Below are 25,312 nucleotides of genomic sequence, written 5' to 3'. Positions count from 1 at the left end.
GGAACCGCGGGCGGGAACGGGACGGCGTCAGCGCCGTGCCGGGTCCGGGTCCGGGGCCGCGCAGTCGTGGCAGGGGCAGTGCGAGCACCCCACGTCGTGGAGATAGGCGGGCAGCTGGGACTTGAGATCGCAGATCAGGCAGTGCAGATTGCCGACCTCGCTCAGCACCTCCTCGTAGACCACGACCTCCATGCGGCGCTCGGACTCCACCGGCATGTGCGGAGCACCGATGGCCAGGAGCACATGGTCCGAGATCGCGCCGACCGCGTGCGACACCGCCCCCTCGACCAGGTAGATCTGGCCGGCCTCGGTGGGGTGGACGCGTCCGTTGTAGGTGATGGTCCCGAGGCCGCCGAGGACCACGAGGACGTGGTGGCCCGGGTGGGTGTGCGGTGGGAAGCCGGCCCCCGCGGGCAGCCGGATGACGTCGGCGCCGATCGCGCCGTTGCTGACCAGGCCGAGGCCTGTGGCGTCCGCGCCGTGCATGTGCACGGGACGCTCGGCGTGCGGGATGTGCAGGGAGGTGGCCAGGTCGCCGATCCGCGCGTTGGCCCAGCGGATGATCGACAGCTCGTCCGCCGCGGAGTGCGCCGTCATGACGCCTCCCCCTCGCGCTCGGTGAAGTAGTCCGCGTTCACGGCCGTGAAGTGGACCCATTCGTCGGGCAGTTCCTCCTCCCTGAAGATCGCGTCCACCGGGCAGACCGTGGCGCACAGGTCGCAGTCGACGCAGCGCGCGGGGTCGATGTAGAACTGCCGGTCCGCGTCCTCGGCCACGATGCAGTCGACGGGACAGACGTCCACACAGGCGCCGTCCTTGACGTCGATACACGGCTCGGTGATCACGTACGTCACGTGTTTCCCCTCCTTCGGTATGGCCTTGCCGTACGTGTGGTGTTCACCCGGCCGTGCCGGGGCCTTCCCCGCCGACGGCGAGGTCGGCGCACTGCGGACCACGCAGCCGCTTCCCGGTGCGCAGGTCGAAGGTGGCACCGTGCCAGGGACACTCCAGGAACGTGCCGGTCACCAGCGCGTCCACGAGCGGCGCGCCGCGGTGCGGGCAGCGCGCCGGGACCCTGACCATCCGATCGCCCAGCCGGACCACGCACGCCTTCCCGCCGGGAAGTTCCTCGACGGTCCCGGTGACCCCGGTAGCCCCGACCGTCCCGTCGGTCGCGCCCGCCGCGCCCGCCGGGCCACGGGTCATTGCCTCGTCCATCGCGCGCTCCGATCAGATGTCGAGGTCCTTGACCTTGTCCGTCCACTTCTCGTCGAAGCCGAGGCCCCTGCGGTAGGCCGCGTCGGCGATTCCCTTCGCCCATTGCGTGTAGCGGTAGCCGATGAGCATGTCGCGCGGCCGGAACCGGTTCTCCCTGCTGTACGCCGAACGGTTCAGCCGGACGTCCGCCAGACCGTTCCAGTCGCGGTCGCCGCACCGCACGGTGATGGGGAGCCGGCAGGCGAGCCGGATGCCCGCCGCGGCGTGCCCGCCGTGGTACGCGTCCTCGGCGACGGCGATGTCCGGAAGGTTGAAGCCCTGCGGGGAGAACCGCATGACCGGCGCGTAGTTCTGCGCCTTCTTCACCGCGTTGTACCGCATGCGCTGGGCGATGACGTTGTACATCAGCACCCGGCCGTTGGTGATACCGAACTCCTCGGGACGGAAATCGCTGCGGAATCCCGTGTAACAGAACAGGTCCGTGAACTCCATGGTCCACGGCTCCTGGAGTTTCCGGCCGACCGGCACCGTGAAGATGGCCAGGTCCACCGGAAGGTCCTCGGCGTCGGCCGCCCAGTGTGCCACCGCCTGCATGGCCCGGGTGGGCGAACTCCCGGCCTCCAGCGCGCTTTCCAGAAAGCGGTCCCATTCCGCGAGGGACCCGGTACGGCCCGGGAACTCCGCACCCGTCTCGGCGTACAGCCGCTCCGGCAGCCCCTCCGGGATCCGGCTGCTGCGCCGGTAGACGGACAGCGGCAGCAGGAACTCGCGGCGCTCCCAGTTGCTGCCGTCGAAGTGCAGGCACCGCTCGTAGCGCTCCTCCACCCGGCCGCGCAGCCCGGCCAGCCGGCGGGCCGCCGCGAGGACGTCGGGTGCGGTCGCCTCCGCCGGCTCGCCCTCGCCGAGCAGGCGGGCGTACTCCCGGGACTTGCGCAGCAGGAAGAGCGCGATCGACGGGAAGGACAGCAGGGACTGGTTGAGTTCCTGGAGGACGAAGCCCGCCTCGTGCCAGCACCACAGCAGCGTCGCCAGCGCGAGCCGCGTCCCGCTCCACTCGGCCACCGGCTCCGTGCGGCAGGCCGCGACCTCCGCGACGACGCCCCGGTTGTCGAGGACCGCCTCACCGGTCAGCAGCCGGATCCTTTCGACGGACGAGACCCGGCGCTCGAAGCCGGCCAGCAGCTCGTCCCGCTGCTCGTCCGTCAGCCCGGCCCAGGCCCGGCGCGCCCGGTCCGGCAGCCCGTCCAGGACGGCGGGCGGGCCGAGCCAGAGGGCGGCGCTGCCGCCGTCCGCCTCCGGCCCGTCGGTGAGCACCCGGCGGCCGAGCGTCCGGCCGGTCTCCACCGCCGCGCGGACGTCGTCCACCGCGACCAGCGGCGCGTCCAGCCGGACGGCCGCCGCCAGCGCCCGCAGACCGGTCGTCTCGGCCGCCGTGACGACCACGGCCTCCTCGGACAGACCGAGGAGGGAACCGGCCCGCGCGAGGGCGTCCGCGGGATCGTCCTGCAGCGGGGCCAGCCACCGGCCCATCCGCTCCAGGGCCTCGTCCGCGGCGGCACCGCGGCCGAGGGCCAGACAGAAGAGGTGCCACCAGACCAGGGACGCCCGGGCGTACGGGACCTTGAAGTGGTACCAGAATTTCTGGAAGCGCGAGAATTCCGCCGCCGGGATTCCATGGGCGGCGAGATCGAGGGGCCGTCCGGCCTCCGCGCGGTCGTCCAGGATTTTCTCCAGAACGGCCGCGTCCACGATGCGCGCGGCCACCAGGCCGGCCACCACGACGAGATCGCTGTCATCGGTCAGCATCTCCAGCCGCCCGGCCAGGTGACTTTCGACCTCCGCCATCACGGACTCGTCCGCGCCGGTGAAATCCGGGTGGGTGAACAGGGGAACCGGTGGGGTCATACGGGCGCCTCCAGAACGGGAATCCACTTGAGCGGATGGCCTTGCGGAAGGAGAGGCACGGCAGTCGGCCGTCGGACCGCACGCGGACGTCTTCCGGTGCGTGCGGGAATCGGCCGGAGCGAAGGCAGCAAAGGGCGCATGCCTTCGAAAAGCATGACGGCCACGACGCTAGGGAGCGGCGTTCCGCCTGTCAATCGGCCGCCACTGGCGCGAAGGCGATCCGCGCCATGGGGCGGTTGTGACGTGCTGGGGCCGGCGCCGCGCGATGAGGCCCCCGAATCCTTTCCCGGGGGTGCTCGCGAGAGCCCTTCCAAAACCCTCCGTACGGCACCTAAAAGCCGTTTTCCGGTTTCCGGATGCGTTTCCGGATGCGTGCTGAATATGCAAGTGGCATGCAGGGCGGGAGCGGTCGGCGGCCATATTCCGGAATCCGGTTTCGCGGCTGTGGCCGAAAGCTTCCGACCGGTATCCGAACACCCGCCGCCGCCCTGTTCCGAAGGCCGTCGGGACGGCGCGACACTCGGCCCCGGCCACCCTCCCGCCACCCCTCCGACCCGCTACTGTTCGTCACCTGGAAACCCTGCAAATCCGATCAGTCGCCAGAGGAAGTGAGCCGGTCGTATGGCAGATGTGACGCTCCTCGTCATGGGAAACACCGGAATGCCGGCCTGGGGTCAGGACCAGATCCGGCGGCTGAGCGAACAGGCCCGGCGGCGCGGCGTCACGCTGGTGGGCGCCGACACCCCGGAGAACCTGCGGTCCGCGACCGCCCGGGACCTCTCGTACGTCGACGACGTGGTGGCGCTCGACGTCCACCACCCCGAGGCCTGCCGCGCCTGGGCCGCCACCCGGCCGCCCGTCGACGCGGTGCTCACCGTCCGTGAACTGTCGGTGCTGCCGACCGCCGTCATCGCCCGGGAACTCGGCCTCGCGGGCAACGACCCCGACGCGGTACGCCGCGTCCGCACCAAGGACCTCTGCCGGCAGCGGCTCCGCGAGGCGGGCTTCCCCCAGCCGCGGACCGCCGTCTGCGACAACGCGGCCGACGCCGAACGCTTCCTGAGCGAGACCGGGCCCGGCCCATGGGTCGTCAAACCGCGCGACGGCCTCGCCAGCATCGGTGTCTCCCTGATCGACGGTCCGGCCCAACTTCCCGACGCCCTGCGGAAGTTCCACGAACCCTCGGCGGCCATGAGCCCCCTGCCGGCCTCTCCCTACTTCCTTGTGGAGACCTTCGTCGCCGGTGACGAGTACTCGGCCGAGGGCATCGTGCTCGACGGCGAGCCGCAGGTGCTCTCCCTGACCCGGAAGGCCGTCACCGAGGGCTTCATCTCCACGAGCCAGCAGCAGCCCTCCGGCCTCGACGAGGCGACGGACCTGCTCGCCCGTGACACGGTGGCCCGGGGGCTGAAGGCGGTCGGCATCACCCGCGGCATCTTCCACATCGAGCTCTGGGTGACCCCCTCCGGGATCGTGCTCGGCGAGTTCCACTGCCGCGGGGGAGGCGACTTCATCCACGCCCTCGTCGAGCACACCCGGCCCGGCCTGGAGCTCTACGGCACCCTCGTCGACGACCTGCTGGGCCGGACGCCCCGGCCGCTGCCCGCCCCCGCCCGCGCCGCCCGCGTCGACTTCCTCTTCGCCCCGCCCGGCCGGCTCCGTGCCGTGCGCGGCTGGGACGAGCTCGTCCGGCACCCCGCCGTCCTCGCCGCGGACCTCCAGGTGCGGCCCGGTGACGTCATCCCGCCGGAGAAGGACTCCTTCACCCGCTCGGGCGTCTTCGTCACCGGCGCCGACTCCGCGGACGAACTCGACGGGCTGGCCACCCGGCTGGCCGGCGGCGTCGTCTTCGACACCGAGGCGGACGACGAGGGCGTGCCACTGGCCCTGGCGGAGAACGCCTGACGCCGCCGCGCCGGGCCGGCGGCGGCACGCGGGTCAGGCCAGCCGCCGGACCGGCGCCCCCGCGAAGAAGGCGGCGATGTCCTCGACCGCCCCGGCGAAGTAGCCCTCGTAGTTGCGGCGGGTCACATAGCCCAGGTGCGGGGTGGCCAGCAGCCGGGGGAGCGTACGGAACGGGTGGTCCGGGGACAGCGGCTCCTCGTCGAAGACGTCGACCCCGGCTCCGGCGATCCAGCCGCCGCGCAGCGCGCGGGCGAGCGCGTCCTGGTCCACGATCGCGGCCCGTGAGGTGTTGACCAGGTACGCCGTGGGCCGCATCAGCCGCAGTTCCGCCTCGCCGAGCAGGCCACGCGTGCTCTCCGCCAGGACCAGGTGGACCGAGACGAAGTCGCTGGTGGCCAGGAGCTCTTCCTTGGTCGGCACCCGTACGGCGTCGGCCGCCGCGGCGCGCTCGTCGGTGAGGTGCGGGCTCCAGGCCGCCACCTCCATACCGAAGGCCCGGCCCACCCGCGCCATCTTCGTCCCGGTCTTCCCCAGCCCGAGCAGCCCGAGCCGGCGGCCGTGCAGATCCGCCCCGACACCGCTCTGCCAGGGGCCGGAGCGGCGCAGCGCGGTGTTCTCCGCGACCAGCCCGCGGGCCAGGCCGAGGATCAGCGCCCAGGTGAGCTCGACGGGCGGCTCGGAATGGCTCGCCGTCCCGCAGACCGTGACGCCGTGCCGGGCGGCCGCGGCGAGATCGATGGAGGCGTTCCGCATGCCCGAGGTGATGAGCAGCCGCAGCTTCGGAAGGCGGGCGAACAACTCCGCCGGGAACGGCGTGCGTTCCCGCATCACGACGACGATCTCGCTGTCGCCGAGCTCCTCGACGAGCCGGTCGTGCCCGGCGATGTGCTCGCGCAGCGTCCGTACCTCGACGGCGTCGCCGAGGACGGACCAGTCGGCCAGGCCGAGGGCGACGTTTTGGTAGTCGTCGAGCACGGTGCAGCGGAGCGTCATCACGTCGTCCTTCGGTGCGGTGAACTGCCGGAACGGGGCCGGGGGACACTCTGCCACCGCCCGGGCCGTCCGGTCGGCCCGGGATACGCGCTCACGCCGCCGGCAGCAGCCCGCGCAACGGCCGCGTGTCCGGGATCTCGGCGGCCACCGCGGCCACCGCGCCGGGCAGCGACTCCGCGTAGCCCTCGGGCAGGTGGAGGCGGGCCGCCCCCGACCAGGACAGCTCCCAGCCGGCCCAACGGGCGTCGACGAGCTCCAGTACCGCGAGGCGGGACAGGCCGTGCCGCAGCTCCGCCAGGATCTCGTGCGGCAGGACCTCCCCGCCGTCCTGGGACGCGCCGGGGAGGCGGCCGGCGATGTGCCACAGGAGGCCGCCGTCGACCGCGTCCAGCAGGGCGCGCAGGGAGCCGTCCCCGCCGGTGAACTCGGCGGCGGCGCGGCGCAGGTGCTCGGCGTCCGCGGCGTAGTTCGCCCGGATCCCGAGGTGCACGAGCTCCGGCCACGGGGCACGGCGCAGCTCCAGCACCTCCGGGGCCAGCGTCGCCTCCTCCAGCCGGGCCAGCACCCCCTCGGGATCGTCGAGCAGCACCAGGGACGACTGGACGGGCGCCCCCGCCCCGCGCCCGTCGTCGGGCAACGCCTCGATCAGCCGGACGCGTTCGGCCATCGGCGGGTGCGCGTCGTAGGGCGACGGCTCGCCCTCGGGCAGCTCGCGGGAGAGCCGCTCCACCTCGGCGCGCCGGCCCGGGTCCGAGAGCAGGTACCACAGGCCGCCGTAGAACTGCCCGTGCGGCGGCAGCAGTCCGGCCCGCAGGCCCAGCGTGGCGTAGCTGTCCACGTAGAACTCGTGCAGCTCGGCCAGGGCGGCGGTGCGGCGCAGCGCGGAGGCGGCGGCGTCGCGGCCCGCGACGTGCACCGCGACCCGGTCGGCGGCCAGCTCCTGGCGCCGGCCCGCGCTACGGGTGGTCCGCAGGTAGAACTTGGCGTACACGACGAAGAGCCGGGCCATCATCCGGTAGCCCAGACCGGCACCGGTGGTGTCGATCTTCTTGGGCCTGCGGCCCTTCCGGACCCGCTTCTCCGCCGCTTTCTCCTGCTTGGCCCGCTCTTTGGCCCGCTGATTCTCGGATTGCAGCCGGAACGCCTTCACCGTCCGGGCGACGGAGTGCCGGCCGCGCAGGGTGATGGCCGAGATCCGGGTGTCGGCATTGCAGTAGTGACCGAATTCGTGGCCGAGGACCGCGCGCAGCTGATCCTCCGTCAGGCCCGTCATCAACGGGGCCCCGATATAGAGCCGGCGGTGTCCGGGAATCAGCCCGAGGAAGCGGGAGTTCTCGGAGACCGCAGCGTTCACGTCGCCGACGAGCAGGATCTCGTCGGGCGGCCTGGTCCCCGCCGCCGCGGCCACCTCCCGGACGGCGGCCCACAGCCGGGGCTGCTCGGCCTCGGTGACCGGCAGCCCGCCCTCGCCGTCGTCCTGCGGGGTGCGGACGTGCAGGACACCCCGGATCAGCGGAATGGTGAGGAGCAGCGGCAGGATGATGATCTTCAGCGTCACGGGGTGCGCCCCGAGCGACCAGTACACGAACACCCCGCTGCCCACGAGCAGGCAGAGCACGGCGAGGCAGAACAAATAGAAACCGAAAAGCAGAACGAGTGCGCGGAGTGCGCGAAGAGAAACGCCCATCGGGCAGCGGCCCTCATCCGGGTTCGAGAAAGCATGGCGATGAAAGGTCGTCATTATGTCGCACGGGTGTTTGGGGCGGCAAATGATTTGTGCGGTCACTGCGCCACGGATCCGCTGCGGGTCTGTCAGGTCCGGACGGAACATTGAATTCCGGAATGGTCACGGCCGGTCGGAGACGTCGGGGCGGTTCTCCGTGACCGGTCCGGCCGGTGAAGTGCGGGGCGCCGCGGGGGCGTACGACGGGAGACCTAGCCAACCCCCGTACGGCTCCCTATCATTCGAACGCTCCCCGTCCCAGCGGGCCGTGAAGATTGTCATGGGCATGCCTTGCTACGCTCCTGACCTGCTCCCCTTCCGGTCCGGCACACCTTCCGTCGCCCGTGCCCCGCCGTCGGCCCGCTCCCGGTCCGCCCCTTCCGCTCGGGGTGGTCCGGCGCCGGCCGCACCGGCAGTCCCGGAACGCTCCGTTCCGTGGGGCGCCGTCGTGGTCGCGGGCACTGCGGAATCGTTCCTGCCGTCCCCTCGGGCCGCCGACGCCGCCCGAAGGCAACCGATTGGAGCACCATGCCTGTAGGACTGGTCACCGCCGGTGCGCTCACGGCGCTGTTGGCCTCGGCGTTCGCCACCCAGCAGCCCTCGGTCATCACCAACCCGCCGCCGGGCAAGATCGTCATCGAGATCGCGACGGTCAACGGTTCGGGCTGTCCGGCCGGCACCGCCGCCGTGGCCGTCTCCCCCGACAACACCGCCTTCACCGTCACCTACAGCGAGTACCTCGCCCAGGTCGGCGTGGGCTCCAAACCGACCGACTTCCGCAAGAACTGCCAGCTCAACCTGATCGTGCACGTGCCGCAGGGCTACACCTACGCCATCGCCAGCGCCGACTACCGCGGCTACGCGAAGCTGGAGCCCGGGGCGAGCGGGGTGGAGAAGGCCTCGTACTACTTCCAGGGCTCGTCGCAGACGGTGCCGAGCTCCCATGTCCTCAGAGGCCCGTACGGGGACAACTGGCAGAACACCGACACGGTTCCGGTGGGCGCGCTGGTCTGGGCGCCCTGCGGCGAGCGGCGCAACTTCAACATCAACACGGAACTCCGCGTCAACGCCGGCACGTCCGACACCTCCAAGACCACCAGTTTCATGACCATGGACTCGACGGACGGCAACATCAACACCATCTACCACCTCGCCTGGAAGGAATGCCCGGCGAAGAAGTAGCAGAAGTAGCGGCACGGCGCGCGAGGCCCCGGCGGTCGGTCCCCCCGTCCGCCGGGGTTTCCGCACCCCGGGGAAACCCGTCGCACAGTCGGCGTTCACCATGACTTTATGCCCCGTTAAGCGGCCGTCACCTGCGAAGATAGCGCTCCGCAAGGCGAGCGTGACCGAGAGGGTATAGACCTCTGGCAGAAATCGCGCGAATGTGTGGGGAAGACCACCGCGAAGCCCTGCGGTCCCCCCTGGTCTCGCCTTCGCGTCCCCCCTCGATCGCACAGAGCCTCATGTCTGCTTTCAGCCGCGACACCCTGAGCCCCTCGCACCCGGCGGACGCCTTCGGCGCCCCGGCCCCGGTCGTCCCCTCGACGGCCGGCACGCGGCGGTTCCTCCCGTGGGGCGTCCCCGCCCCCGCCGGCGGCCCGCAGGCCCGGGCCCTTCCCCCGCACCGCCCGGCCCACGCGATCTGCGCGATCTCCCTGCCCGCCTCGCCCCGCTCCGTGGCGGCGGCCCGCAGGTTCTCCCGGCGGCTGCTGGCCGAGTGGGGACTCGACGAGCTGACGGACGACGCCGCCCTGCTCCTCTCCGAACTGGTCACCAACGCGATCGTGCACGTTCCCGAGGGCTCGGGGGACGTCGAGCTGTCCCTCTCCCGCACCCCCGGCCATGTGGTCGCCCAGGTCACCGACCGCGGCGGCGCCCTGCCGCCCTGCTCGCTCTCCGGGCAGGACAGCGAGAACGGCCGCGGCATGTGGCTCGTCGAACAAATTGCCGACCGCTGGGGTCATCACGCCTCCGCGGCGGGCAAGACCGTCTGGTTCGCCCTGCCCCTCCCCGGCGCCCCCGCCACGGCCGCCACGGCCCCCGCCGCCGGCCTGCCCCGGATCTGAGCCCCGCGGGATCCTGTGCGCGCGCGGGATCCCGGCCGCGCCGCACCCCCGCCACGGACCGCACCGGCTGCGCGCCGCCCGGGATCGGAGGGACGATGGAAGCCGCGGCGTGACGAGCGGGAGCATGAGAGGGAAGGAATCCGGACACCGGCAGGACCGAGGCCGCCGCACCACCCCGCGCGGGCGCAAGGAGGACCTGCATGGGCACCACCGAAGGATTCCGGCCGGGCTCCGGCCGTGCCCGGTCCGCCCTGGGCGAGGCGGGCAGCCTCCTCGACGTGCTGAGCGTGGCCGCCGTGGTGCTGGACCGCGAGGGCCGCATCATCCTGTGGAGCCCCCAGGCCCAGGACCTCTTCGGCTGGTCCCCGGCGGAGGCGCTGGGCCAGTACGCCGCCCGGCTGCTGGTCGCCGAGGAGGACTTCGACGTCGTCCTCGACCTGTTCGCCCGGGTGATGGGGGAGGGCGAGAGCTGGGCCGGGGTCTTCCCCGTCCGGCACAAGGACGGCACCCCCCGCCTGGTCGAGCTGCGCAACGTCCGGCTGGAGGGGCGGCACGGCAGCATGTACGCCCTCGGCATCGCCACCGACCGGGAAGTCCTCCGCGACCTGGAACGGGACCTGGCGCTCTCGCTGCGCCTGGTGGCCCAGTCCCCGATCGGGCTCGCCGTCCTCGACACCGACCTGCGGTACGTGATGGTCAACCCCGCCCTGGAACGCATCCACGGCCTCTCCGCCGAGCAGCACCTCGGACGCACGGTCCGCGAGGTGCTGCCGTTCGTGGACATCGAGGAGAGCGAAGCCACCATGCGCCGGGTGCTGGCCACCGGCACACCGCAGCTCGACCGGTTCGTCGCGGGCGGCATCGGCGGGGGCGACGACGACCGGGCCCGGCTGGTCTCGTACTACCGGCTGGAGGACGCGGGCGGGCACATCCTCGGCGTCGCCGCGTCCGTCGTGGACGTCACCGACCGCTACCGCGCCGACCTCGCGGCCGCCGAGGCCCGCCGCCGGCTCGCCCTGATCGCCGACGCCTCCGTCCTCATCGGGACCACCCTCGACCTCGACCAGACCGCCCGCGAGCTCGCCGGCGTCGTCGTCCCCGCCCTCGCCGACGTGGCCGCCGTCGACGTCCTCGACACCGCCCTGGAGGGCAACCGCGCACCCGCCCTCCCCGACGGCAGGCCCGCCGTCATCCGCGCCCTCGCGATCGCCTCGGCCGGCACCGCGGGCGCCAAGGAGGCCGCCCGGGCCGCGGACCCGCCGGGGGAGATCGCCCGGTACCCCGCCGACCGGCTCGTCGCCCGGTGCGTGGCCACCGGCCGCCCCGTCCACCTGGCCCGCGTCGGCACCCGCGACCTGCCCGGCATCGCCCGGGACCAGGCCGCCGCGGCCCTCCTCGCCCGCGCCGGACTCCACTCCTACATCGCCGTCCCCCTCATCGCCCGGGGCGAGGTGCTGGGCGCCCTCGACCTCAAACGCACCGACAACCCCGTGCCGTTCAACGAGGACGACGTCGTCCTGGCCGGGGAGCTCGCCGCCCGCGCCGCCGTCTGCATCGACAACGCCCGCTGGTACCAGCGCGAACGCGCCGCCGTCCTGAGCCTCCAGCGCACCCTGCTGCCCCAGCGGCCGCCCAGCCCGCCCGGACTGGAGGTCGCCTACCGCTACCAGCCGGCCGGCGCGGCCGGCCAGGTGGGCGGCGACTGGTTCGACGTCGTCCCCCAGGACGGCGGCAAGAGCGCCCTCGTCGTCGGGGACGTCATGGGCAGCGGCATCACCGCGGCCGCCGCCATGGGCCAGCTCCGCACCGCCGCCCGCACCCTCTCCGGCCTCGGCCTCGACCCGGCCCAGGTGCTCCGCCACCTCGACCGGGCCGCCGCCGGTCTGGGCCAGCAGATCGCCACCTGCGTCTACGTCGTGTACGACCCCGCCCTCGGCCGCTGCTGCGTCGCGAACGCCGGCCACCTGCCGCCGGTCCTCCTGCGGCACGGGGAGCCGCCCGTCCTGCTGGACCTGCCCACCGGCGCCCCGCTGGGCGTGGGCGGCGTGCCCTTCGAGAGCGTCGCCGTGGACGTCACGCCCGGCGACCGGCTCGTCCTCTACACCGACGGCCTGGTGGAGACCCGCGACGAGGCCATCGACGTCCGCCTCGCCGAGCTCGTCCGGGTCCTCGACCGCCCCCGGACCGGCCTGGAGGAGACCTGCGACCTGCTGCTCTCGGTGTTCCGCCAGGGCAGCGACGACGACGTGGCGCTGCTCGTCGCGGAGATCGGCCACTGACCGGCCCGCCGGGCGGCCGTCGGACGGCTCAGACGGTCACCGGCAGGGCGCGCAGCGCCCGCGACCGGAAGGACGTCCGCCAGCGCAGCTCCGTCTCCGGCACCGCGGGACGCAGGCCGGGAAAGCGGCGGAGCAGGGTGCCGAGCGCGATCGCGATCTCCATCCGGGCCAGCGGCGCGCCCAGGCAGTAGTGCATGCCCTGGCCGAGGGCCAGGTGGGCGCGGTCCTCGCGGTGGATGTCGAACCGGTCGGGGTCGGGGTAGCGGGCCGGGTCGCGGTGGGCCGACGCCAGGCAGAGCAGAACGGTGTCGCCCGCCGGGATCCGTACGCCGCCGATCTCCACGGGTTCGGTGGGGAACCGGCGGATCGCCATCTGGTTGGCGTGCGCGTGGCGCAGCAGCTCCTCGACGGCGGCGGGGAGCAGCGCGGGCTCCGCGCGGACCGCGGCCAGTTGGTCCGGGTGCCGGAACAGGGTGAGCAGTCCGACGCTGATCAGGTGCTGGGCGTTCTCGCTGCCGGCCATGAGGAGGAGGAAGGCGAGGGAGACCAGTTCGTCCTCGCTGAGCCGGTCGCTCCCGTCGCGGACGGCGACGAGGTCGGAGAGCAGGTCGTCCCCGGGCGCGGCCCGGCGGGCGGCGACCAGGTCCACGAGGAACCGGTGGATGAGGTCCACGGCCTCGGCGATCTGCCCGGGGTGCTCGGGCGCGAGCATGGTGGCGACCCAGCCGGAGAAGGGCTTCCGGTCGGCCTCGGGGACGGCCAGCAGGTCCCCGATGACCGTGAGCGGCAGCGGGTTGGCGTAGTCGGCCACCAGGTCGCCGCCGCCCGCCGCGGCCAGCCCGTCGGCGAGGCGGCCTGCCGCGGCCTCGACCCGTCCGCGCAGGCTCTCGACGCGGCGCGGGGTGAACCCCCGGGACACCAGGCGGCGCAGCCGCAGATGGTCCTCGGGGTCGATGTTGAGCAGATTGGCGTCCAGGGCCGGGGGGAGGGCGAAGCCGCGGTAACCGGTCCCGGAACGCGCCTTGTTGACGGACAGCCGCGGGTCGGCGATCCAGGCCCGGACGTGGGCCTCCCGCGTCACGAGCCAGACGGGGGAGCCGTCGGGCAGGGCGATCCGGTGGACGGGCGCGGCGGCGCGCAGCCGCGCGTAGCCGGGGTACGGATCGGCGAGGAAGGCGGCGTCGAACGGCCGGGGCAGGTCGGTCATGGGCGGCTTTCGGGGGCGGTGGGTCCTTCGGTCCGGTCAGGAGGCAGATCCTGTAAGGCGCTTCGGGCCCGGGCGGCGGTGTCGAGGATGTCGGTCAGCATGCGGGACAGCCGGTCCACCCGGTCCGTTCCGGCCCCGCCCTCCTCGTCCGCGGGGCCCGCCAGGTCCTTGTTGACCTGCTGGAAGACCTGCTCGTCCAGGAAGTACGCGGCACGCGGGATGCCCAGGCTGTCGCAGACCTTGAGCAGGGTCTCCAGCGTCAGGTTGGAGCCGTCCGCCGACTCCGCCTGGGACAGCGTCCTCTTGGACACCCCCGCGCGGGCCGCCAGCCCGGCGAGGGTGAACGGGCCGTCCGGATGGTGGTGCCGTATGTACCGCAGACGCCTTGCGACGTCGGCCTTCGCGGCGGTGACCCGCGCCTCCAGGGACGGACGTTCTCCGCCCCCCTCGGGCGCTCCCCCCTGATGCATCGTCCACCCTCTCGCGCACGCTCCGACCCGAGGACTCTAGCCGTCGGGAGAAGGGCGGATCCATGGACGTGCCCCGGAGACAAGGGGGTTCTATGCGGCCGATTGCCCGTTTTGTTGCGGGCGAAGAGGGAGGGAAGCCGGATATAGGACCGACATTGGTGCAATACATTGCGACTTGGGGCAGCAAGTTGCCATGTCCGGATCCGGATGGCTAACGTCCGCGGTGACGTGGACGGCGGCTGCTCAAAGCCACGGGGGTGCTTTGAGGGCAGCCGCCGTCCACGTCGTCGGTTTCACGAGGCTCACCGCAGGTACGGGACGGCCCACCCCTCGGTGTCGTAGTCGGACAGGCACGTGTCCACGAAACCGCAGAGTTCGTCACGTAGCCCGCTGCCGAGCGCCGCCCGGTACGTCTCGAAGCGGGTGACCTCGGGGTTGGCGGCGTGCAGGTCCTCGTAGAGCTCGTGCCGGCTCGCGAACTCGCTGCCGACGCTGTCCCACACCAGCTTCATCAGCTTCACGCGCTGCTCGGCGTCGATCCCGTACGCCCCGCGCAGATGGGTGTCCAGGAACGGGCGCAGCTCGGGGGCGCGGAAGTCGTCGGCGTGCGAGGTCAGACTGATCAGCGGGCTGGCGACGAGGCGCTCGATGAGCTGCTTGACCGTCCTGTAGGCGGTCGGGGCCAGCACGCGGTGGGCGGTCCCCGAGTCCAGGTGCGGGTGGACGTACCCGCCCGCCCACGGCTCGGGCTGCTCGGTCATGGCGGTGACCAGGGCGTGGACGGTGTGCCGCCAGGCGAGCGCCTCGCCGACGCCCGACTGCACACCGAGGTGTACGTCGCTGCCGTTGCTGTGGACGGCCTTCAGCAGCAGGCCGCACAGGAAGTCGAGCTTGACCGACATACGGACCGCGCTGTGGAACAGGAACCGGGGCACGAACCCGCTCCGGTGGGCGAATCCGCCGGCCCGCTCGACATCGCGGTGGATCAGCACGTTCGACCAGGGGACGAGCGCGCGGTCGAAGACCAGGAGGGCGTCGTTCTCGTCGAACCGACTGGACAGCGGGTAGTCGAAGGGACTGCCCGACCGGCCGGCCTGACGCTCGTAGCTGGCACGGCAGATGACCTTCAGACCCGGGGTGTTCATCGGCGCGACGAAGCAGACGGCCCGGGACGGATCGTCCGGCCCGGGACCGGTGTGCCCGACGAACGCGTACTGGGTGAGCGCCGCCCCGGTGGCGACCCCCTTCGACCCGCTGACGACGATGCCGGCGTCCGTCTCGTCCACGACGGAGACCCGGATCCCGGCACCCCCGTCGGCGGCCGCGTGGCGGCTCACCGGCGGGTTGACGACGGCGTGGCTCAGGAAGAGGACCCGGTTCTGGGCGCGCCCGTACCACTCGCGGGCGTTCCCGGCGAAGGGGGCGTAGTAGTCCGGGTCGGCCCCCAGGGTGGCCAGGAAGGACGCCTTGTAGTCGGGGGTCCGGCCCATCCAGCCGTACGTCATCCGCTGCCAGCCCGCGATGGCGTCCCGCGCGGCCCGGAGATCGGCCGCACCGCGCGGCGCGCGGAAGAAGGGGTGGGTGAAGGTGCCGCCCGCGTCGCTGCCGGTGGTGAGGACGCCGCGCCGGGACGGGTCGTGCAGCGCGTCGTAGAGCCGGGCCAGGCACCGGGCCGCGTTGCGGAAGGCCGGGTGGGCGGTGACGTCCCCGACGCGCTCGCCGTAGATCCACACCTCGCGGCCGTCACGCAGGCTGTCCAGGTACTCCTCGCCGGTCAACGGCTGTTCCGCGGCGCGGCGGCCGGTGTCCGGCCGCGGCACCGGCGGCGCGGGGCTGACGTGCTGATCGGGCATGGCGGTCTCCTGCCGGTCGGTCCGTTCCCGCGGTGTCCGCGGCTGGTGCGTGCTGAAGGGCCCGCGCCGGGGCGGCCCCGCCCTCAGCCCGCCATGGCGCTCACGCCGCCGTCGATGACGAAGTCCGCGCCGCTGATGTAGGCCGCGTCGTCCGACGCGAGGAACACCGCGAGCCTGGCCACCTCCTCGGGCCGGCCGACCCGCCCGGCCGGGATGCGCTTCAGCAGATCGGGAACCGCGCTGTCGGGGTCGTCGATGTGGGGTGCCGTGGCGCGGGTGCGGATCAGCCCGGGGCTGATGGAGTTGACGCGGATGCCGTGCACGCCGCCCGCGCCGCACAGATGACGGGTCAGCGCGAGCACCCCGCCCTTCGCGGCGCCGTGCGCGGCCTGCTGGACGAACAGCGCCCCGCGCGAACCGGAGATGGACGCGACGTTGAGGACGACGCCGCCACCCTGCTCCACGAGGTGCGGCCAGGCGGCCCGCGTGCACAGGTACACGAGGTCGAGCTCGTTGCGGACGGTGTGGTGCCAGTCGTCCGGCTCCAGACGGCCGAACGGCGCGTTCCGCAGCGACGAGGCGTTGTTGCAGAGGACGTCGAACCGGCCGTACGCGGCCAGCGCGAAGTCGATCCACGCCCGGGCACCCTCCCGGGTCGACAGGTCCACGGGAGCGAGCGACACCATGGCACCGCCCGCCTCCTCGACCAGCCGGACGGTCTCGTCGGCGGTGCCGGGATCGCGTCCGCACCCGACGACCCGGGCGCCCTCCTTCGCGAACTCCAGGGCCGCCGCCCTGCCGATCCCGCTGCTCGTTCCGCTGATCAGGACGGTCTTGCGGTCAAGTCGGCCCACGGATGTGTCCTCGGGATACTCGTCGCTACGGGAGTGGGGGCGGGCCGCGACCGCACCTCGGCGAGGAAGGCGGCGGTCCGCTCCGGGGTGGCGATGCTGCGCCACATGGCCGGCGGGTCGTCGAAGTTGGCGGCGAAGGCGGCGGCCACCGCCGGATCGGCGTCCGCCGCCCGGAAGAGATCGAGGAGCTGGGGGGTGGGCGGGCGCAGGAAGTCGGCGGTCCACCGCACCACGCCGTCCGCGTACGGGCGCAGCCGCTCCTCCGCGGCGCGGCAGAAGTCCGCGTCGTAGGGCGGCCCGGCGGCGATCGCCTCGGCGATCTCCCAGGCGCAGTGGGAGCCCAGGTTGGCGCCCTGCGCGGTGATGGGGTCGTTGACGATCCAGGCGTCCCCCACGGCGAGCGCGAAGGTGTCGTCGGTCAGGGGCCGCCAGGCGCGGCGCACCACCGGGACGATCCCGCCCTGCACCAGGTCGGCCGGGTGATTCAGCCCGAACGTCCGCTCGTCGACGCGCTCCCGGAGTTCGGGGACGTGCCGGTGGAGCGCGTCGAGGACGGCGGCGTGGAAGCGTGCCGGGTCGGGGTCGTGGGGGGAGCGGCAGACCGCTTCGAGGGGGCCGCCCGGGACGGCCTCCAGACCGAGCACGTCGACGCGGCCGTCCGCGCAGTGGAACGGCATCCGCAGGACCTCGCCGACGCCCGGTACGACGTGGAACTCGATGCTGTGCGGCACGTCCTCGCCGATGCCGTGGTACAGCCCCCCGCACAGCACCCGCTGCGGGGTGTCGAACGGGGAGCGTCCGGGGTCGCGGGGGAAGAGCTCCCCTGCCGCCCTGCCGCCGGCGACGACCACCAGGTCATGGTCGTGGGCGGCGTCCTGGACCGTCGCCGCGGTGAGGTCCGTGACGACGTGCCGTCCCCCGCGGGCCCGGTACTCCTCGGCCAGCGCGGGCAGGTAGAGCCGGAAGTCGACCACGCTGTAGGCGGGGTCGGGGTCGGCACGGAACATCAGCGGCCCCGGGCCGTGGACCGTGACCGTCCGCGCCCCGGCCAGGGTGTCGGGCGCGGTCCAGAAGTCGACGCCCAGCAGGGCCTCGCGCCGCCGGGTGCTCCCCGAGCGCGCGACGAAGTTGAGCGCCCGGCCCCGGCGCACGGCCTCCGGCGGCCTGGACCCGAAGAGCGTGGCGTCGATGCCCAACTGGTGCAGCCGCAGCGCCAGGTGGAGCCCGGAGATGCCGTCGCCGACGATGCCGATCCTCATGGGCCGGTCACCCCCCGGTCGGCGAACGGGCGGGGTTCGCCGGTGTCACCGCGGTCGATGCGGTCGACGATCCGGATGTGCCCGACGGTGACGCCGAGTCCGCGCAGCGCCTCGGTCGTCCGCCGGCGGACGAGGTGCGGCTCGTGGGGCCCGGCGACGATGAGTTCGACGTGCTCGCCGCGGAGCCGGTCGGGGACGGGCACACAGGTGAGGTCGGCGCAGGGGAGGGCCGCGCGCAGCCGCTCCTCCACCAGATCGAGGTCGATCCGGCGGCCGTTGACCTTGATCAGCCGGTGCCGGCGGCCGTGGAAGTGGAAGCTGCGGTCGTCCAGCCGCTGGACGTGGTCGTCGGTGGTCCACCGCGCCATGGGACGGCCCTCCGGGGTCAGGGCGAGCCGGGGGCCGGACACACCGAGCCGGCCGTCGGCGGGATCGCCGTCGAAGCGGACGTCGTCCATCAGGGTCCAGGGCGACGGGGCGGTGGTGTGCTCCCGGTGGGCGATGGCCCCGGTCTCCGTGGACCCGAACAGTTCGACCAGCCGCACCCGGCCGGGCCCGGTCGCCGAGACGAACTCCCCGGCCGTGGCCGGCAGGGTGGCGGTGCTGTGCATCACCGTGACGTGCTCGCTCCGGCCGAGCACCGACGGGTCGCGGAGCAGGACGGGGAAGGCCCACGGAATGGCCACCACCAGCCAGCGGTCGGCGTCGATGGCGGGGACCGGCAGCCCGTACCGCGGCCAGTAGCACACGGGAAGACCGAGCACGGCGGGCAGCAGCGCCGTCGCGATGAGGCCGTAGAGGTGGGCGGGGGGCGCGAACGACAGGACCGCCCGGGGACGGTCGGCACGGACCAGGTCGGCCAGCATCCCGGCCTCCGACCACAACTGCCGTCGGCTGTGGCGCCAGGGCGCGGCGGGGCCCGTGCTGCCGGACGTGCACAACTCGACCACGTCCGGCAGGACATCCGCCACCAGCTCGGCGGCGGACCGCCGCCCGAGCCGCTCCCACCGGGTGACGGACGGCCCCGGCGGCCCGGCGGGCGAGGCCCCCAGGCTCCGGGCGAGGAACTCCCGGGGCGACAGCTCCTGATAGCTCTCCATCACGTGTCCTCACCGGGCGGGCCGACGACCGCCGCCGCGTACGTACCGCCCCAGCTGGCGGCGCTCACCAGGGCCCGGCGCGGTCCGTCCGCGGCCGCCGCCGACCAGTAGGAGAGCGCGCCGGGCAGCGGATCGGACGGTTCCGCCGGCCGCGGCAGCCGGCCGCTCCCGCAGCCGTCGAGGGCGGCGACGAGGGACAGCAGCGCACCGGCCGACTGGCAGTGCCCGGTCGTCCCGGCGAGGGCGGTCAGCCGGGTGCGGGCCGACTTGAGGCAGGAGGCGACCGCGGCGAGCTCGGCGTCGTCCAGGGCCGGGACGCCCCGGGCGGCACCGTAGACGTCGACGGCCTCCCCGCCCGGCGTCGCGTCCAGCGCCCGGCGCAGCGCCCGGGACCAGGCGTCGGCGCACAGCGGAACGTCCTCCGACGGGCCCGGCCCCGAGGTCACCGCGTGCCCGAGCAGGGTGCCGAGCGCGGTGGCGCCCCGGGCCCTGGCGTGGTCGGACGCCTCCAGGACCACGGCCGCCGCCCCGGCCGCGACGGCGCCCGGGGCCGCGGTGCGCGCGTACGGGCGGGGCAGGCCGGGGCCGTTCAGACCGTAGTGGCCGTACGCCCGCGCGAGCGTGCCGGTGACCTCGTCGGCCGCGACGACGAGGACGGCGTCGGCCTGGCCCTGCCGGATCAGGTCGGCCGCGTGGCCCAGCGCGATCAGCCCCGAGGCGTCGCCGGTGGAGACGGCGGCCAGCGGGCCGCCCAGGCCCAGCTCCAGCGTGACGTAGCCCGCCGGCACGCTGGAGACGATGTTCGGGGCGTGCACGGCGCTGACGAACTCGGGGCCCTCGCGCTCGACGGTCTCGTTCAGGCGCTCCACGGTGCCGATCGGGCCGGCGGAGGTCGCCAGGACGACGCCGACCCGCGTGCCGTCCCGCAGGCCCGCGTCGTCCCAGGCCATCCGCGCCGCGGCCACCGTGAGGGCGCCGAGGCCGTCGAGCCGCGGGCGGTACTTCGGGTCGATGAACTCGCTGACCGCGCCGGGGCGTCCGGTGCCGTCCGGCGGGCTCCCGTGCAGCGCCGCGAGGAACGCGCGCCGCCCGAGGGCCAGGGGCGAGACCACTCCGGCACCGGTGAACGAGAGGCTCCCGCGCGGCCGTTCCCGTGCCGGGCCGCCGCGGCGTCCGAGGACCAGGGAACAGCAGGCGCCGCCGAAGGCGATCGAGTTGGACAGCGCGACCTCGACCTCCGCCCGGGGCCGCCGCGCGACCCGCGGTACGACGTCCCAGGGCGCCGAGTCGTCGGCGTTGGCGGTCGGCGGGAGGACCTGGTCCCGCAGGGCCAGCGTCGTCAGGACCGCCTCCACCGCCCCGCAGGCCCCCAGCGTGTGCCCCACCTGCGGCTTCGAACTGCTCATCGGCGGGGGATGCGGACCGGTGAACACGGCTCGCATCGCGTTGAGTTCGGCGGTGTCGTTGGCGGGCGTGCCGGTGCCGTGACCGTTGACGTAGCCGACCGCGTCCGGAGCGAGGCCCGCGCGGCCCAGCGCGCCGAGCATGGCGTCGCGCAGCCCGGAACCGTCCGGCGGGGGAGCGGTGATGTGGTACGCGTCGCTGGTCAGGCCGTACCCGAGCACGTAGGAGAGGACCGGCACGCCGCGCGCGAGCGCGGACCGCTCCGACTCCAGGACCAGGAACGCCACCGCCTCGCCCAGGTTCAGGCCACCGCTGCGGGCGTAGGGCGCGCACGGCGCGGAATCGATCGACTTCCAGCTGGCGAACGTCGCGACCGTGGTGATGTTCAGCGCCTCGTAACCGCCGGCCAGCATGACCGTGGCGCGGCCGGTGGCCACGGCGTCGTACGCGTAGCCGAGGGCGTTCGCGCCGGCGATGCACCCGGTGGCGAAGACCGCCTTGGGCCCCCGGCCGCCGAGCGCGGCGCCGAGCCGGTCGGCGCAGGTGTGCGCCGGGTGCCGGTCCTGACCCGCCGCCGAGCGGTAGTGGGTCCAGAGCTCCTCCGAACCGGCGTTGGTGCCCAGGGCGACGCCGATCTCGTACGGATCGAACGCGTCCGCGTCGACGGCCGCGTCCCGCAGTGCGCCGAGGCCCGCCCGCTCGATCAGCGGCGCGGCGCCCGGGGCGTCGGGAAGCCGTGCCGCGAACACGTCCGCCAGGTCCGCGCAGCGGCCGAGGGCCGAGTCACCGGCGCACACGGCCCGCCAGACCTCCTCGGTCCCGGCGCCCAGCCCCGAGGCCAGGTACACACCGGTGACGGCGACCCGCGGCGGGACGGCGCTCATACGCCACCGCCCTCGGCCGGGCGGGCGTCCGCGGGCGTGCGGGCGGAGGGGGAGCCGGTGACCAGGGCCACGATGGTGCCGATGGTCCGCAGCCGGTCCGGCTCGACGGGCCGCGGCGCGAGCCGGAACGCCCGCTCCACCCGGGTGAGCACCTCCAGCTGCGCCAGGCTGTCGTAGATCGCGTCCGGCAGCTCGTCCAGGGGACGGTCGCGGGGCCAGTCGGCCGCCGACGTGCTGAGGACCGCGCCGACCGTGTCGCGGATGACGGGTTCGACGTCCCGTGGGTCAGTGGACACAGCTCCTCCGCGGCTGTCCGGGCAGCTCCGCCGCCGTCTCCGGGCCGGGGCCCGGGAGCACCGCGGTGATCCCGCCCGACCTGATCAGGGCCACGAGCTCGGCCAGGTCCGTGTCCAGGCGCCGGTCCCGGTCGACGAAGCGGACGACGCTTCGCACCCGTTCGTGGGCCGCCCGTGTCGCCGGGGCCATGCGGTCGGCGCCCCTCAGGTCCACCGCCTGGCACAGCGCCGCCAGGTCGATGGCCGCGATGTTCTGCACCAGTTCGACGGTCTGCAGGGCGTCGCGGGCCGCGATGGAGGCCATGCTCACCTTGTCCTGGTTGTGCGACTCCGTCGAGCGCGAGAAGGCCGTGGCCGGAGCGGTGTTCTTCAACGCCTCGGCGGCCAGGGAGGAGGAGGCGATCTGCGCGGCCTTGAAGCCGTGGTGCATCCCGGAGTCGTAGTCCGTGTCGTCCGTGGGACGGACGAGGTTCGCGGTCAGCCCCTGGTTGCTCTTCTCGTCGACCACCATCGCCATCTGCCGGTCCAGCAGATCCCCGACGCTCGCGACGGCGAGCTTGAGGGCGTCCATCGCCTGGCCGACGTGGCCTCCGTAGAAGTTGCCGCCGTGGTGCACCTCACCGGCCTCGGGGTCGAACAGGGGGTTGTCGTTGGTGGAGTTGATCTCGATGTCGAGCCAGTCGGCGACCCAGTCCAGCGTGTCGTTCAGGACGCCCGTCACATGCGGCGCGCACCGGACCGAGTAGCGGTCCTGCAACCCGGTCCGCAGCATCTGGTAGCCCTCACCGGCGAGCCGGGGATTGGCGCCGACCCTGTCCCGGTGCTCGATGGCGAGCTTGGAGCCCTCCAGGAGGCGGTGGATCCTCGCCGCGCTGGTCCGCTGCCCGGGGTGCGGCTTCTGTGTGTGGAGGAAGGGTTCGAAGGGGCCGGAACTGGCCTGGAGGGCCTCGACCGCGAGCGCCGTGCAGAGGTCCGCGATCGCGGCCAGGTCACGTGCGGCGCGGACGGCCGCGACCGCGTAACCGCTCATGAAGGACGTGCCGTTGATCAGCGCCAGGCCCTCCTTCGGCGCCAGCTCCATCGGTGTGAGCCCGGCCCGGCGCAGCGCCGCGGCGGCGGGCCGTTTCTCGCCGCGGTGCACCACGGCGCCGTTGCCGGTCAGCATGTCGGCGAGGTAGGCCAGCGGGACGAGGTCACCGCTGGCGCCCACGGACCCCCGTTCCGGGATCAGCGGCAGGATGTCCTCGCGCAGACAGTCCGTCAGGAGCTCGACCAGGGCCACCCGCACCCCGGAGTACCCGCGGGCCAGACAGTTGGCCCTGATCAGCATGGTCGCCCGGGCCACCTCGGGCGGCGCCGTGCCGCCGCTGCCCGCCAGGTGGCCCGAGATGAGGTTGCGCTGCAGGGCGGCCGCCTTGGCCGGGCCGATGTGCCGCCCACAACTGTCGCCGAACCCCGTGGTCACGCCGTAGACGGGCTGTCCGGAGGCGACGAGGTCGTCCTTGACCCGCTGGGCCGCGGTCATCCGTGCCTCGGCGTCGGCGTCGAGGCGGATCTCCCAGTGGTCGGGGCGCCTCGCGAAATCCGCGACCTGCTCGGCGCGCAGTGCATCGGAACCCAGCACCAGGGCCGCGCCGGTCGCCCCGGACCGCGGAACCGTATGTGTAGTCGCCAACAGAGACCCCCTCGATCCGGTTTCCCACGCGCCGATCGTAGGTGCATTTCCCGTACCGGAATGGGGGGTCGAACGATGTGGACCCGAACGAGGCATCAGTACGCACATATGATGACCGGCTGCCCGGAGTAGAATTCGGAACTGCCGTCGGACCGGAAGAGGCGCCCAAGGGAAAAGCTTCTGAAAATCCTTGGGATTATCATTTCGGTCGCGTGACGCCGATCCGAAATCCCGGCCGGGCGACGCGAGGGAGTACATGACATGGCATCGGACCCCTCTGCGCCACCCCCGGCCCCCCGGCCCGGCCGGCGCCGCTTCCTGGGATTCGGCGCGGCGCTGGGCGGAGCCGTCGTCCTCGGCACCGCCGCCGCCCTCACCGGGTCCGGGGACGACCGGACGGCGCCCGTCCCCGCTTTCACTGTGCGCAACGGGAAGACCGTCGTCCTCGCCCGCACCACGCGATACCGCAGCCTCGTCGTGGAGCCCGGCGGCGTCCTCGCCGCCCCGGCGGGCAAGGTGCTCACCCTCACCGTGGACGGGGTCGAGACCGGAACGGGCCTGACGGCGGGCGACGTCGCCCGGATCTCCCCCGGGACCTACCGCGGCGACGTGGTGATCACCGTGACCGAGCGGCACCCCGTCCGCTTCTACGGCCTGACCTTCGAGTTCCGGCAGGCGCTGTACATCACCGCCGACGGACCCGACGCCGCCGGGTCCGTGTCCGCCGCGCGACGCGGGCGCGTCGGCGCCTCCGCCGCCGACGGCCTGACCGTCGTCTCCACCGGCGAGGTCTTCAACGGCGTCCGGGTGGACGGCGGTACGTACCTCCTGCGCCGGCCCCGCATCGAGCTGACCGGGAACGGCCGCTCCGATTTCGTCGGCTACGGAGCCGCCCTGACGGCCTCCGGCACTGGAGCGCGCCTGGTGGTGGACGGGGCCCGGATCAGGTGCCGCGGCGCGGTCCGGGCCGCCGTGGTCGTCACCGGCGGCGCGACGGCCGTGGTGAGGAACTCCCGGCTGCACACCAGCAACGGCGTGCTGCCGCCCGGCTATGTGCCCACCGTCGAGCTCTGGCGCATGATGTCCGCGCCCTGGACTCTCGGCCTCTCGGGCAACGTGCGCACCACCAACCTGGTGGGCGCGGGCAGCACCGCGGCCTATGTCGCCTCCACCCTCTCCTCCGAGGGCTGGGGCGTGCTGTCCTCCGACACCGACAGCCGGGACTGCCGGTTGACGGCGGTCAACAGCCGGGTGACGACCGCCGGCGCCGGCTACGGCTCCTACCTCTGCGACGGCGTCACCCAGCACTTCCTCGGCTGCGATGTCGACGTCGCCGCCTACGCCGCCATCGTCCGCCGCGGTGCCCTGCACTACGGCGACAGCACCCGCGAGGCGGTGCGGAAGCTGAACACGGACTGGCAACTGGGCCTCACCGAGCCTGAATTGACTGCACTCGACCCGCGCCCCACCACGATCCGTTCCCGGCGCTTCGGTGTGCTCTGGCACGGCCCGGGCGCCATCAGCGTCGACGGCGGCACCGTGATCCGCACCGGCGGAGCGACGTTCCTCGGCAAGGGGCAACCCGCGCGGATCGTCGTCGACGGCTCCCGCGGCGCGCGGCTGCTCCCCGGCGACGGGATCCTGATGCAGCTGATGGACGACGACGACCCGGGCCCCAGGACGATGCGGGACGACCCGAGAATCGCCGGGAACGTCCACCGGGAGCCGACCGGCCCGCCCCGCCGCGTCACGGACTTCGACACCACCGCCGCACATACCACCGACGTCGCGGCCGAGTTCACCGACATCGACCTGACCGGCGACTTCCTCAACGGCACCCGTGGCGGCACCGAGCAGCTGCGTGGCCTGAACCTGAGCCTGGTCCTCACCCGCTGCCGCCTCACCGGCGTCGTCTCGGCGACCACCGCCCGGCACCGGGTGAGCGTCATCGACGCCGCCCACTACCGGGAGCTCGGCGTCGTCACCAACACCCCCGCCGCGGTGGTCAACAACGGAGTGATCCTCACCCTGGGCCCCGGCAGCCGCTGGACTCCCACGGGCACCTGCCACCTGTCGGCCCTCCGCCTCGACCGCACCGCGCGGCTGACGGCCCCGGACGGCCGGACCCTGTCGATGACCGTGGACGGCCGCGCCGTCCGTCCCGAGCCCGGCGGCCACTGGTCCGGCGGGCTCACGATCCGGGTCCGGTGAACGGCCGCGC

The 25,312-nt window shown here is 73.5% G+C and carries 20 protein-coding genes; 5 read left to right on the top strand and 15 right to left on the bottom strand.

Annotated features, from left to right (window positions below):
* Positions 1–27: 27 nt before the first annotated feature.
* Genes HN013_RS05145 through HN013_RS05130 form a run of 4 tightly spaced genes read right to left on the bottom strand, consistent with a single transcriptional unit; the run spans position 28 to position 3,123 of the window.
* Complete coding sequence (locus HN013_RS05145) at positions 28–597, bottom strand: cupin domain-containing protein (RefSeq protein WP_171163432.1); 570 nt, start codon at positions 595–597, stop codon at positions 28–30.
* Entirely contained in the window at positions 594–854 is a 261-nt protein-coding gene (locus tag HN013_RS32690) for a 4Fe-4S binding protein (protein ID WP_171163430.1), read from the bottom strand. The genes HN013_RS05145 and HN013_RS32690 overlap by 4 nt, the downstream gene beginning before the upstream one ends.
* A 43-nt stretch (positions 855–897) precedes the next feature.
* Entirely contained in the window at positions 898–1,218 is a 321-nt protein-coding gene (locus HN013_RS05135) for a Rieske 2Fe-2S domain-containing protein (protein ID WP_171163428.1), read from the bottom strand.
* A gap of 12 nt (positions 1,219–1,230) precedes the next feature.
* On the bottom strand, positions 1,231–3,123 hold the full coding sequence (locus tag HN013_RS05130) for a hypothetical protein (RefSeq protein WP_171163426.1): 1,893 nt from the start codon (positions 3,121–3,123) through the stop codon (positions 1,231–1,233).
* A 621-nt stretch (positions 3,124–3,744) separates the two neighbouring features.
* Between HN013_RS05130 and HN013_RS05125 the strand changes: the two genes are divergently transcribed.
* Positions 3,745–5,028: an ATP-grasp domain-containing protein gene (locus HN013_RS05125; RefSeq protein ID WP_171163424.1), complete on the top strand. Its 1,284-nt coding sequence runs from the start codon at positions 3,745–3,747 to the stop codon at positions 5,026–5,028.
* A 33-nt stretch (positions 5,029–5,061) separates the two neighbouring features.
* Here the strand turns inward: HN013_RS05125 and HN013_RS05120 are convergent, their stop codons facing one another.
* Both HN013_RS05120 and HN013_RS05115 read right to left on the bottom strand, forming a co-directional pair.
* On the bottom strand, positions 5,062–6,021 hold the full coding sequence (locus tag HN013_RS05120) for a D-2-hydroxyacid dehydrogenase family protein (protein ID WP_171163423.1): 960 nt from the start codon (positions 6,019–6,021) through the stop codon (positions 5,062–5,064).
* 91 nt (positions 6,022–6,112) lie between these two features.
* On the bottom strand, positions 6,113–7,654 hold the full coding sequence (locus tag HN013_RS05115; protein WP_249374744.1) for a M48 family metalloprotease: 1,542 nt from the start codon (positions 7,652–7,654) through the stop codon (positions 6,113–6,115).
* Between the two features lie 618 nt (positions 7,655–8,272).
* Between HN013_RS05115 and HN013_RS05110 the strand changes: the two genes are divergently transcribed.
* The 3 genes from HN013_RS05110 (at position 8,273) to HN013_RS05100 (ending at position 12,089) form a co-directional block, all read left to right on the top strand.
* Entirely contained in the window at positions 8,273–8,926 is a 654-nt protein-coding gene (locus HN013_RS05110) for a DUF4360 domain-containing protein (RefSeq protein ID WP_171163419.1), read from the top strand.
* Positions 8,927–9,207: 281 nt separating this feature from the next.
* Positions 9,208–9,810 carry an ATP-binding protein gene (locus tag HN013_RS05105; protein WP_171163417.1) on the top strand — a complete coding sequence of 201 codons (603 nt, stop codon included), beginning with the start codon at positions 9,208–9,210 and terminating at the stop codon, positions 9,808–9,810.
* A 200-nt stretch (positions 9,811–10,010) separates the two neighbouring features.
* The gene (locus tag HN013_RS05100) at positions 10,011–12,089 is read left to right on the top strand and encodes a SpoIIE family protein phosphatase (protein ID WP_171163415.1); all 2,079 of its coding nucleotides are present in this window, start codon (positions 10,011–10,013) and stop codon (positions 12,087–12,089) included.
* A gap of 28 nt (positions 12,090–12,117) precedes the next feature.
* Here the strand turns inward: HN013_RS05100 and HN013_RS05095 are convergent, their stop codons facing one another.
* The 9 genes from HN013_RS05095 to HN013_RS05055 all read right to left on the bottom strand — a co-directional run bounded on the left by HN013_RS05095 (position 12,118) and on the right by HN013_RS05055 (position 23,091).
* A complete protein-coding gene (locus HN013_RS05095; protein WP_171163413.1) occupies positions 12,118–13,296 on the bottom strand; it encodes a cytochrome P450 in 1,179 nt (392 codons plus the stop codon).
* Positions 13,293–13,766 (bottom strand): helix-turn-helix domain-containing protein, encoded by a 474-nt coding sequence (locus HN013_RS05090; protein ID WP_171163411.1) that lies wholly within the window; start codon positions 13,764–13,766, stop codon positions 13,293–13,295. The genes HN013_RS05095 and HN013_RS05090 overlap by 4 nt, the downstream gene beginning before the upstream one ends.
* 302 nt (positions 13,767–14,068) lie before the next feature.
* The gene (locus tag HN013_RS05085; protein WP_171163409.1) at positions 14,069–15,619 is read right to left on the bottom strand and encodes a 4-hydroxyphenylacetate 3-hydroxylase N-terminal domain-containing protein; all 1,551 of its coding nucleotides are present in this window, start codon (positions 15,617–15,619) and stop codon (positions 14,069–14,071) included.
* 83 nt (positions 15,620–15,702) lie between these two features.
* A complete protein-coding gene (locus HN013_RS05080; protein WP_171163407.1) occupies positions 15,703–16,473 on the bottom strand; it encodes an SDR family oxidoreductase in 771 nt (256 codons plus the stop codon).
* On the bottom strand, positions 16,443–17,732 hold the full coding sequence (locus HN013_RS05075) for a styrene monooxygenase/indole monooxygenase family protein (RefSeq protein WP_171163405.1): 1,290 nt from the start codon (positions 17,730–17,732) through the stop codon (positions 16,443–16,445). The genes HN013_RS05080 and HN013_RS05075 overlap by 31 nt, the downstream gene beginning before the upstream one ends.
* The gene (locus HN013_RS05070) at positions 17,729–18,832 is read right to left on the bottom strand and encodes an AMP-binding protein (protein WP_171163403.1); all 1,104 of its coding nucleotides are present in this window, start codon (positions 18,830–18,832) and stop codon (positions 17,729–17,731) included. Before HN013_RS05070 ends, HN013_RS05075 begins: the two co-directional genes overlap by 4 nt.
* Positions 18,832–21,120: a beta-ketoacyl-[acyl-carrier-protein] synthase family protein gene (locus tag HN013_RS05065; protein ID WP_171163401.1), complete on the bottom strand. Its 2,289-nt coding sequence runs from the start codon at positions 21,118–21,120 to the stop codon at positions 18,832–18,834. The genes HN013_RS05070 and HN013_RS05065 overlap by 1 nt, the downstream gene beginning before the upstream one ends.
* Positions 21,117–21,416 carry an acyl carrier protein gene (locus HN013_RS05060; RefSeq protein ID WP_171163399.1) on the bottom strand — a complete coding sequence of 100 codons (300 nt, stop codon included), beginning with the start codon at positions 21,414–21,416 and terminating at the stop codon, positions 21,117–21,119. The genes HN013_RS05065 and HN013_RS05060 overlap by 4 nt, the downstream gene beginning before the upstream one ends.
* Positions 21,406–23,091, bottom strand: coding sequence for an aromatic amino acid ammonia-lyase (locus tag HN013_RS05055; RefSeq protein ID WP_249374743.1), 1,686 nt, complete (start codon positions 23,089–23,091; stop codon positions 21,406–21,408). The genes HN013_RS05060 and HN013_RS05055 overlap by 11 nt, the downstream gene beginning before the upstream one ends.
* Before the next feature lie 261 nt (positions 23,092–23,352).
* On the opposite strand from HN013_RS05055, the gene HN013_RS05050 reads away from it, so the two are divergent.
* A complete protein-coding gene (locus tag HN013_RS05050; RefSeq protein ID WP_171163398.1) occupies positions 23,353–25,302 on the top strand; it encodes a hypothetical protein in 1,950 nt (649 codons plus the stop codon).
* Positions 25,303–25,312: the final 10 nt, after the last annotated feature.

Source organism: Streptomyces sp. I05A-00742 (genome assembly GCF_013055795.1).
Classification (GTDB): Bacteria; Actinomycetota; Actinomycetes; order Streptomycetales; family Streptomycetaceae; genus Streptomyces.
The sequence above is the reverse complement of the archived record's forward strand: the minus strand, read 5'-3'. Positions and strand labels throughout refer to the sequence as shown.

Bases quoted from the DNA above. Each gene is read 5' to 3' on its own strand.
- HN013_RS05145 (WP_171163432.1), bottom strand. From the start codon at position 597: ATGACGGCGCACTCCGCGGCGGACGAGCTGTCGATCATCCGCTGGGCC.
- HN013_RS05135 (WP_171163428.1), bottom strand. From the start codon at position 1,218: ATGGACGAGGCAATGACCCGTGGCCCGGCGGGCGCGGCGGGCGCGACC.
- HN013_RS05130 (WP_171163426.1), bottom strand. From the start codon at position 3,123: ATGACCCCACCGGTTCCCCTGTTCACCCACCCGGATTTCACCGGCGCG.
- HN013_RS05125 (WP_171163424.1), top strand. From the start codon at position 3,745: ATGGCAGATGTGACGCTCCTCGTCATGGGAAACACCGGAATGCCGGCC.
- HN013_RS05120 (WP_171163423.1), bottom strand. From the start codon at position 6,021: ATGACGCTCCGCTGCACCGTGCTCGACGACTACCAAAACGTCGCCCTC.
- HN013_RS05110 (WP_171163419.1), top strand. From the start codon at position 8,273: ATGCCTGTAGGACTGGTCACCGCCGGTGCGCTCACGGCGCTGTTGGCC.
- HN013_RS05105 (WP_171163417.1), top strand. From the start codon at position 9,208: ATGTCTGCTTTCAGCCGCGACACCCTGAGCCCCTCGCACCCGGCGGAC.
- HN013_RS05100 (WP_171163415.1), top strand. From the start codon at position 10,011: ATGGGCACCACCGAAGGATTCCGGCCGGGCTCCGGCCGTGCCCGGTCC.
- HN013_RS05095 (WP_171163413.1), bottom strand. From the start codon at position 13,296: ATGACCGACCTGCCCCGGCCGTTCGACGCCGCCTTCCTCGCCGATCCG.
- HN013_RS05090 (WP_171163411.1), bottom strand. From the start codon at position 13,766: ATGCATCAGGGGGGAGCGCCCGAGGGGGGCGGAGAACGTCCGTCCCTG.
- HN013_RS05085 (WP_171163409.1), bottom strand. From the start codon at position 15,619: ATGCCCGATCAGCACGTCAGCCCCGCGCCGCCGGTGCCGCGGCCGGAC.
- HN013_RS05075 (WP_171163405.1), bottom strand. From the start codon at position 17,732: ATGAGGATCGGCATCGTCGGCGACGGCATCTCCGGGCTCCACCTGGCG.
- HN013_RS05070 (WP_171163403.1), bottom strand. From the start codon at position 18,832: ATGGAGAGCTATCAGGAGCTGTCGCCCCGGGAGTTCCTCGCCCGGAGC.
- HN013_RS05065 (WP_171163401.1), bottom strand. From the start codon at position 21,120: ATGAGCGCCGTCCCGCCGCGGGTCGCCGTCACCGGTGTGTACCTGGCC.
- HN013_RS05050 (WP_171163398.1), top strand. From the start codon at position 23,353: ATGGCATCGGACCCCTCTGCGCCACCCCCGGCCCCCCGGCCCGGCCGG.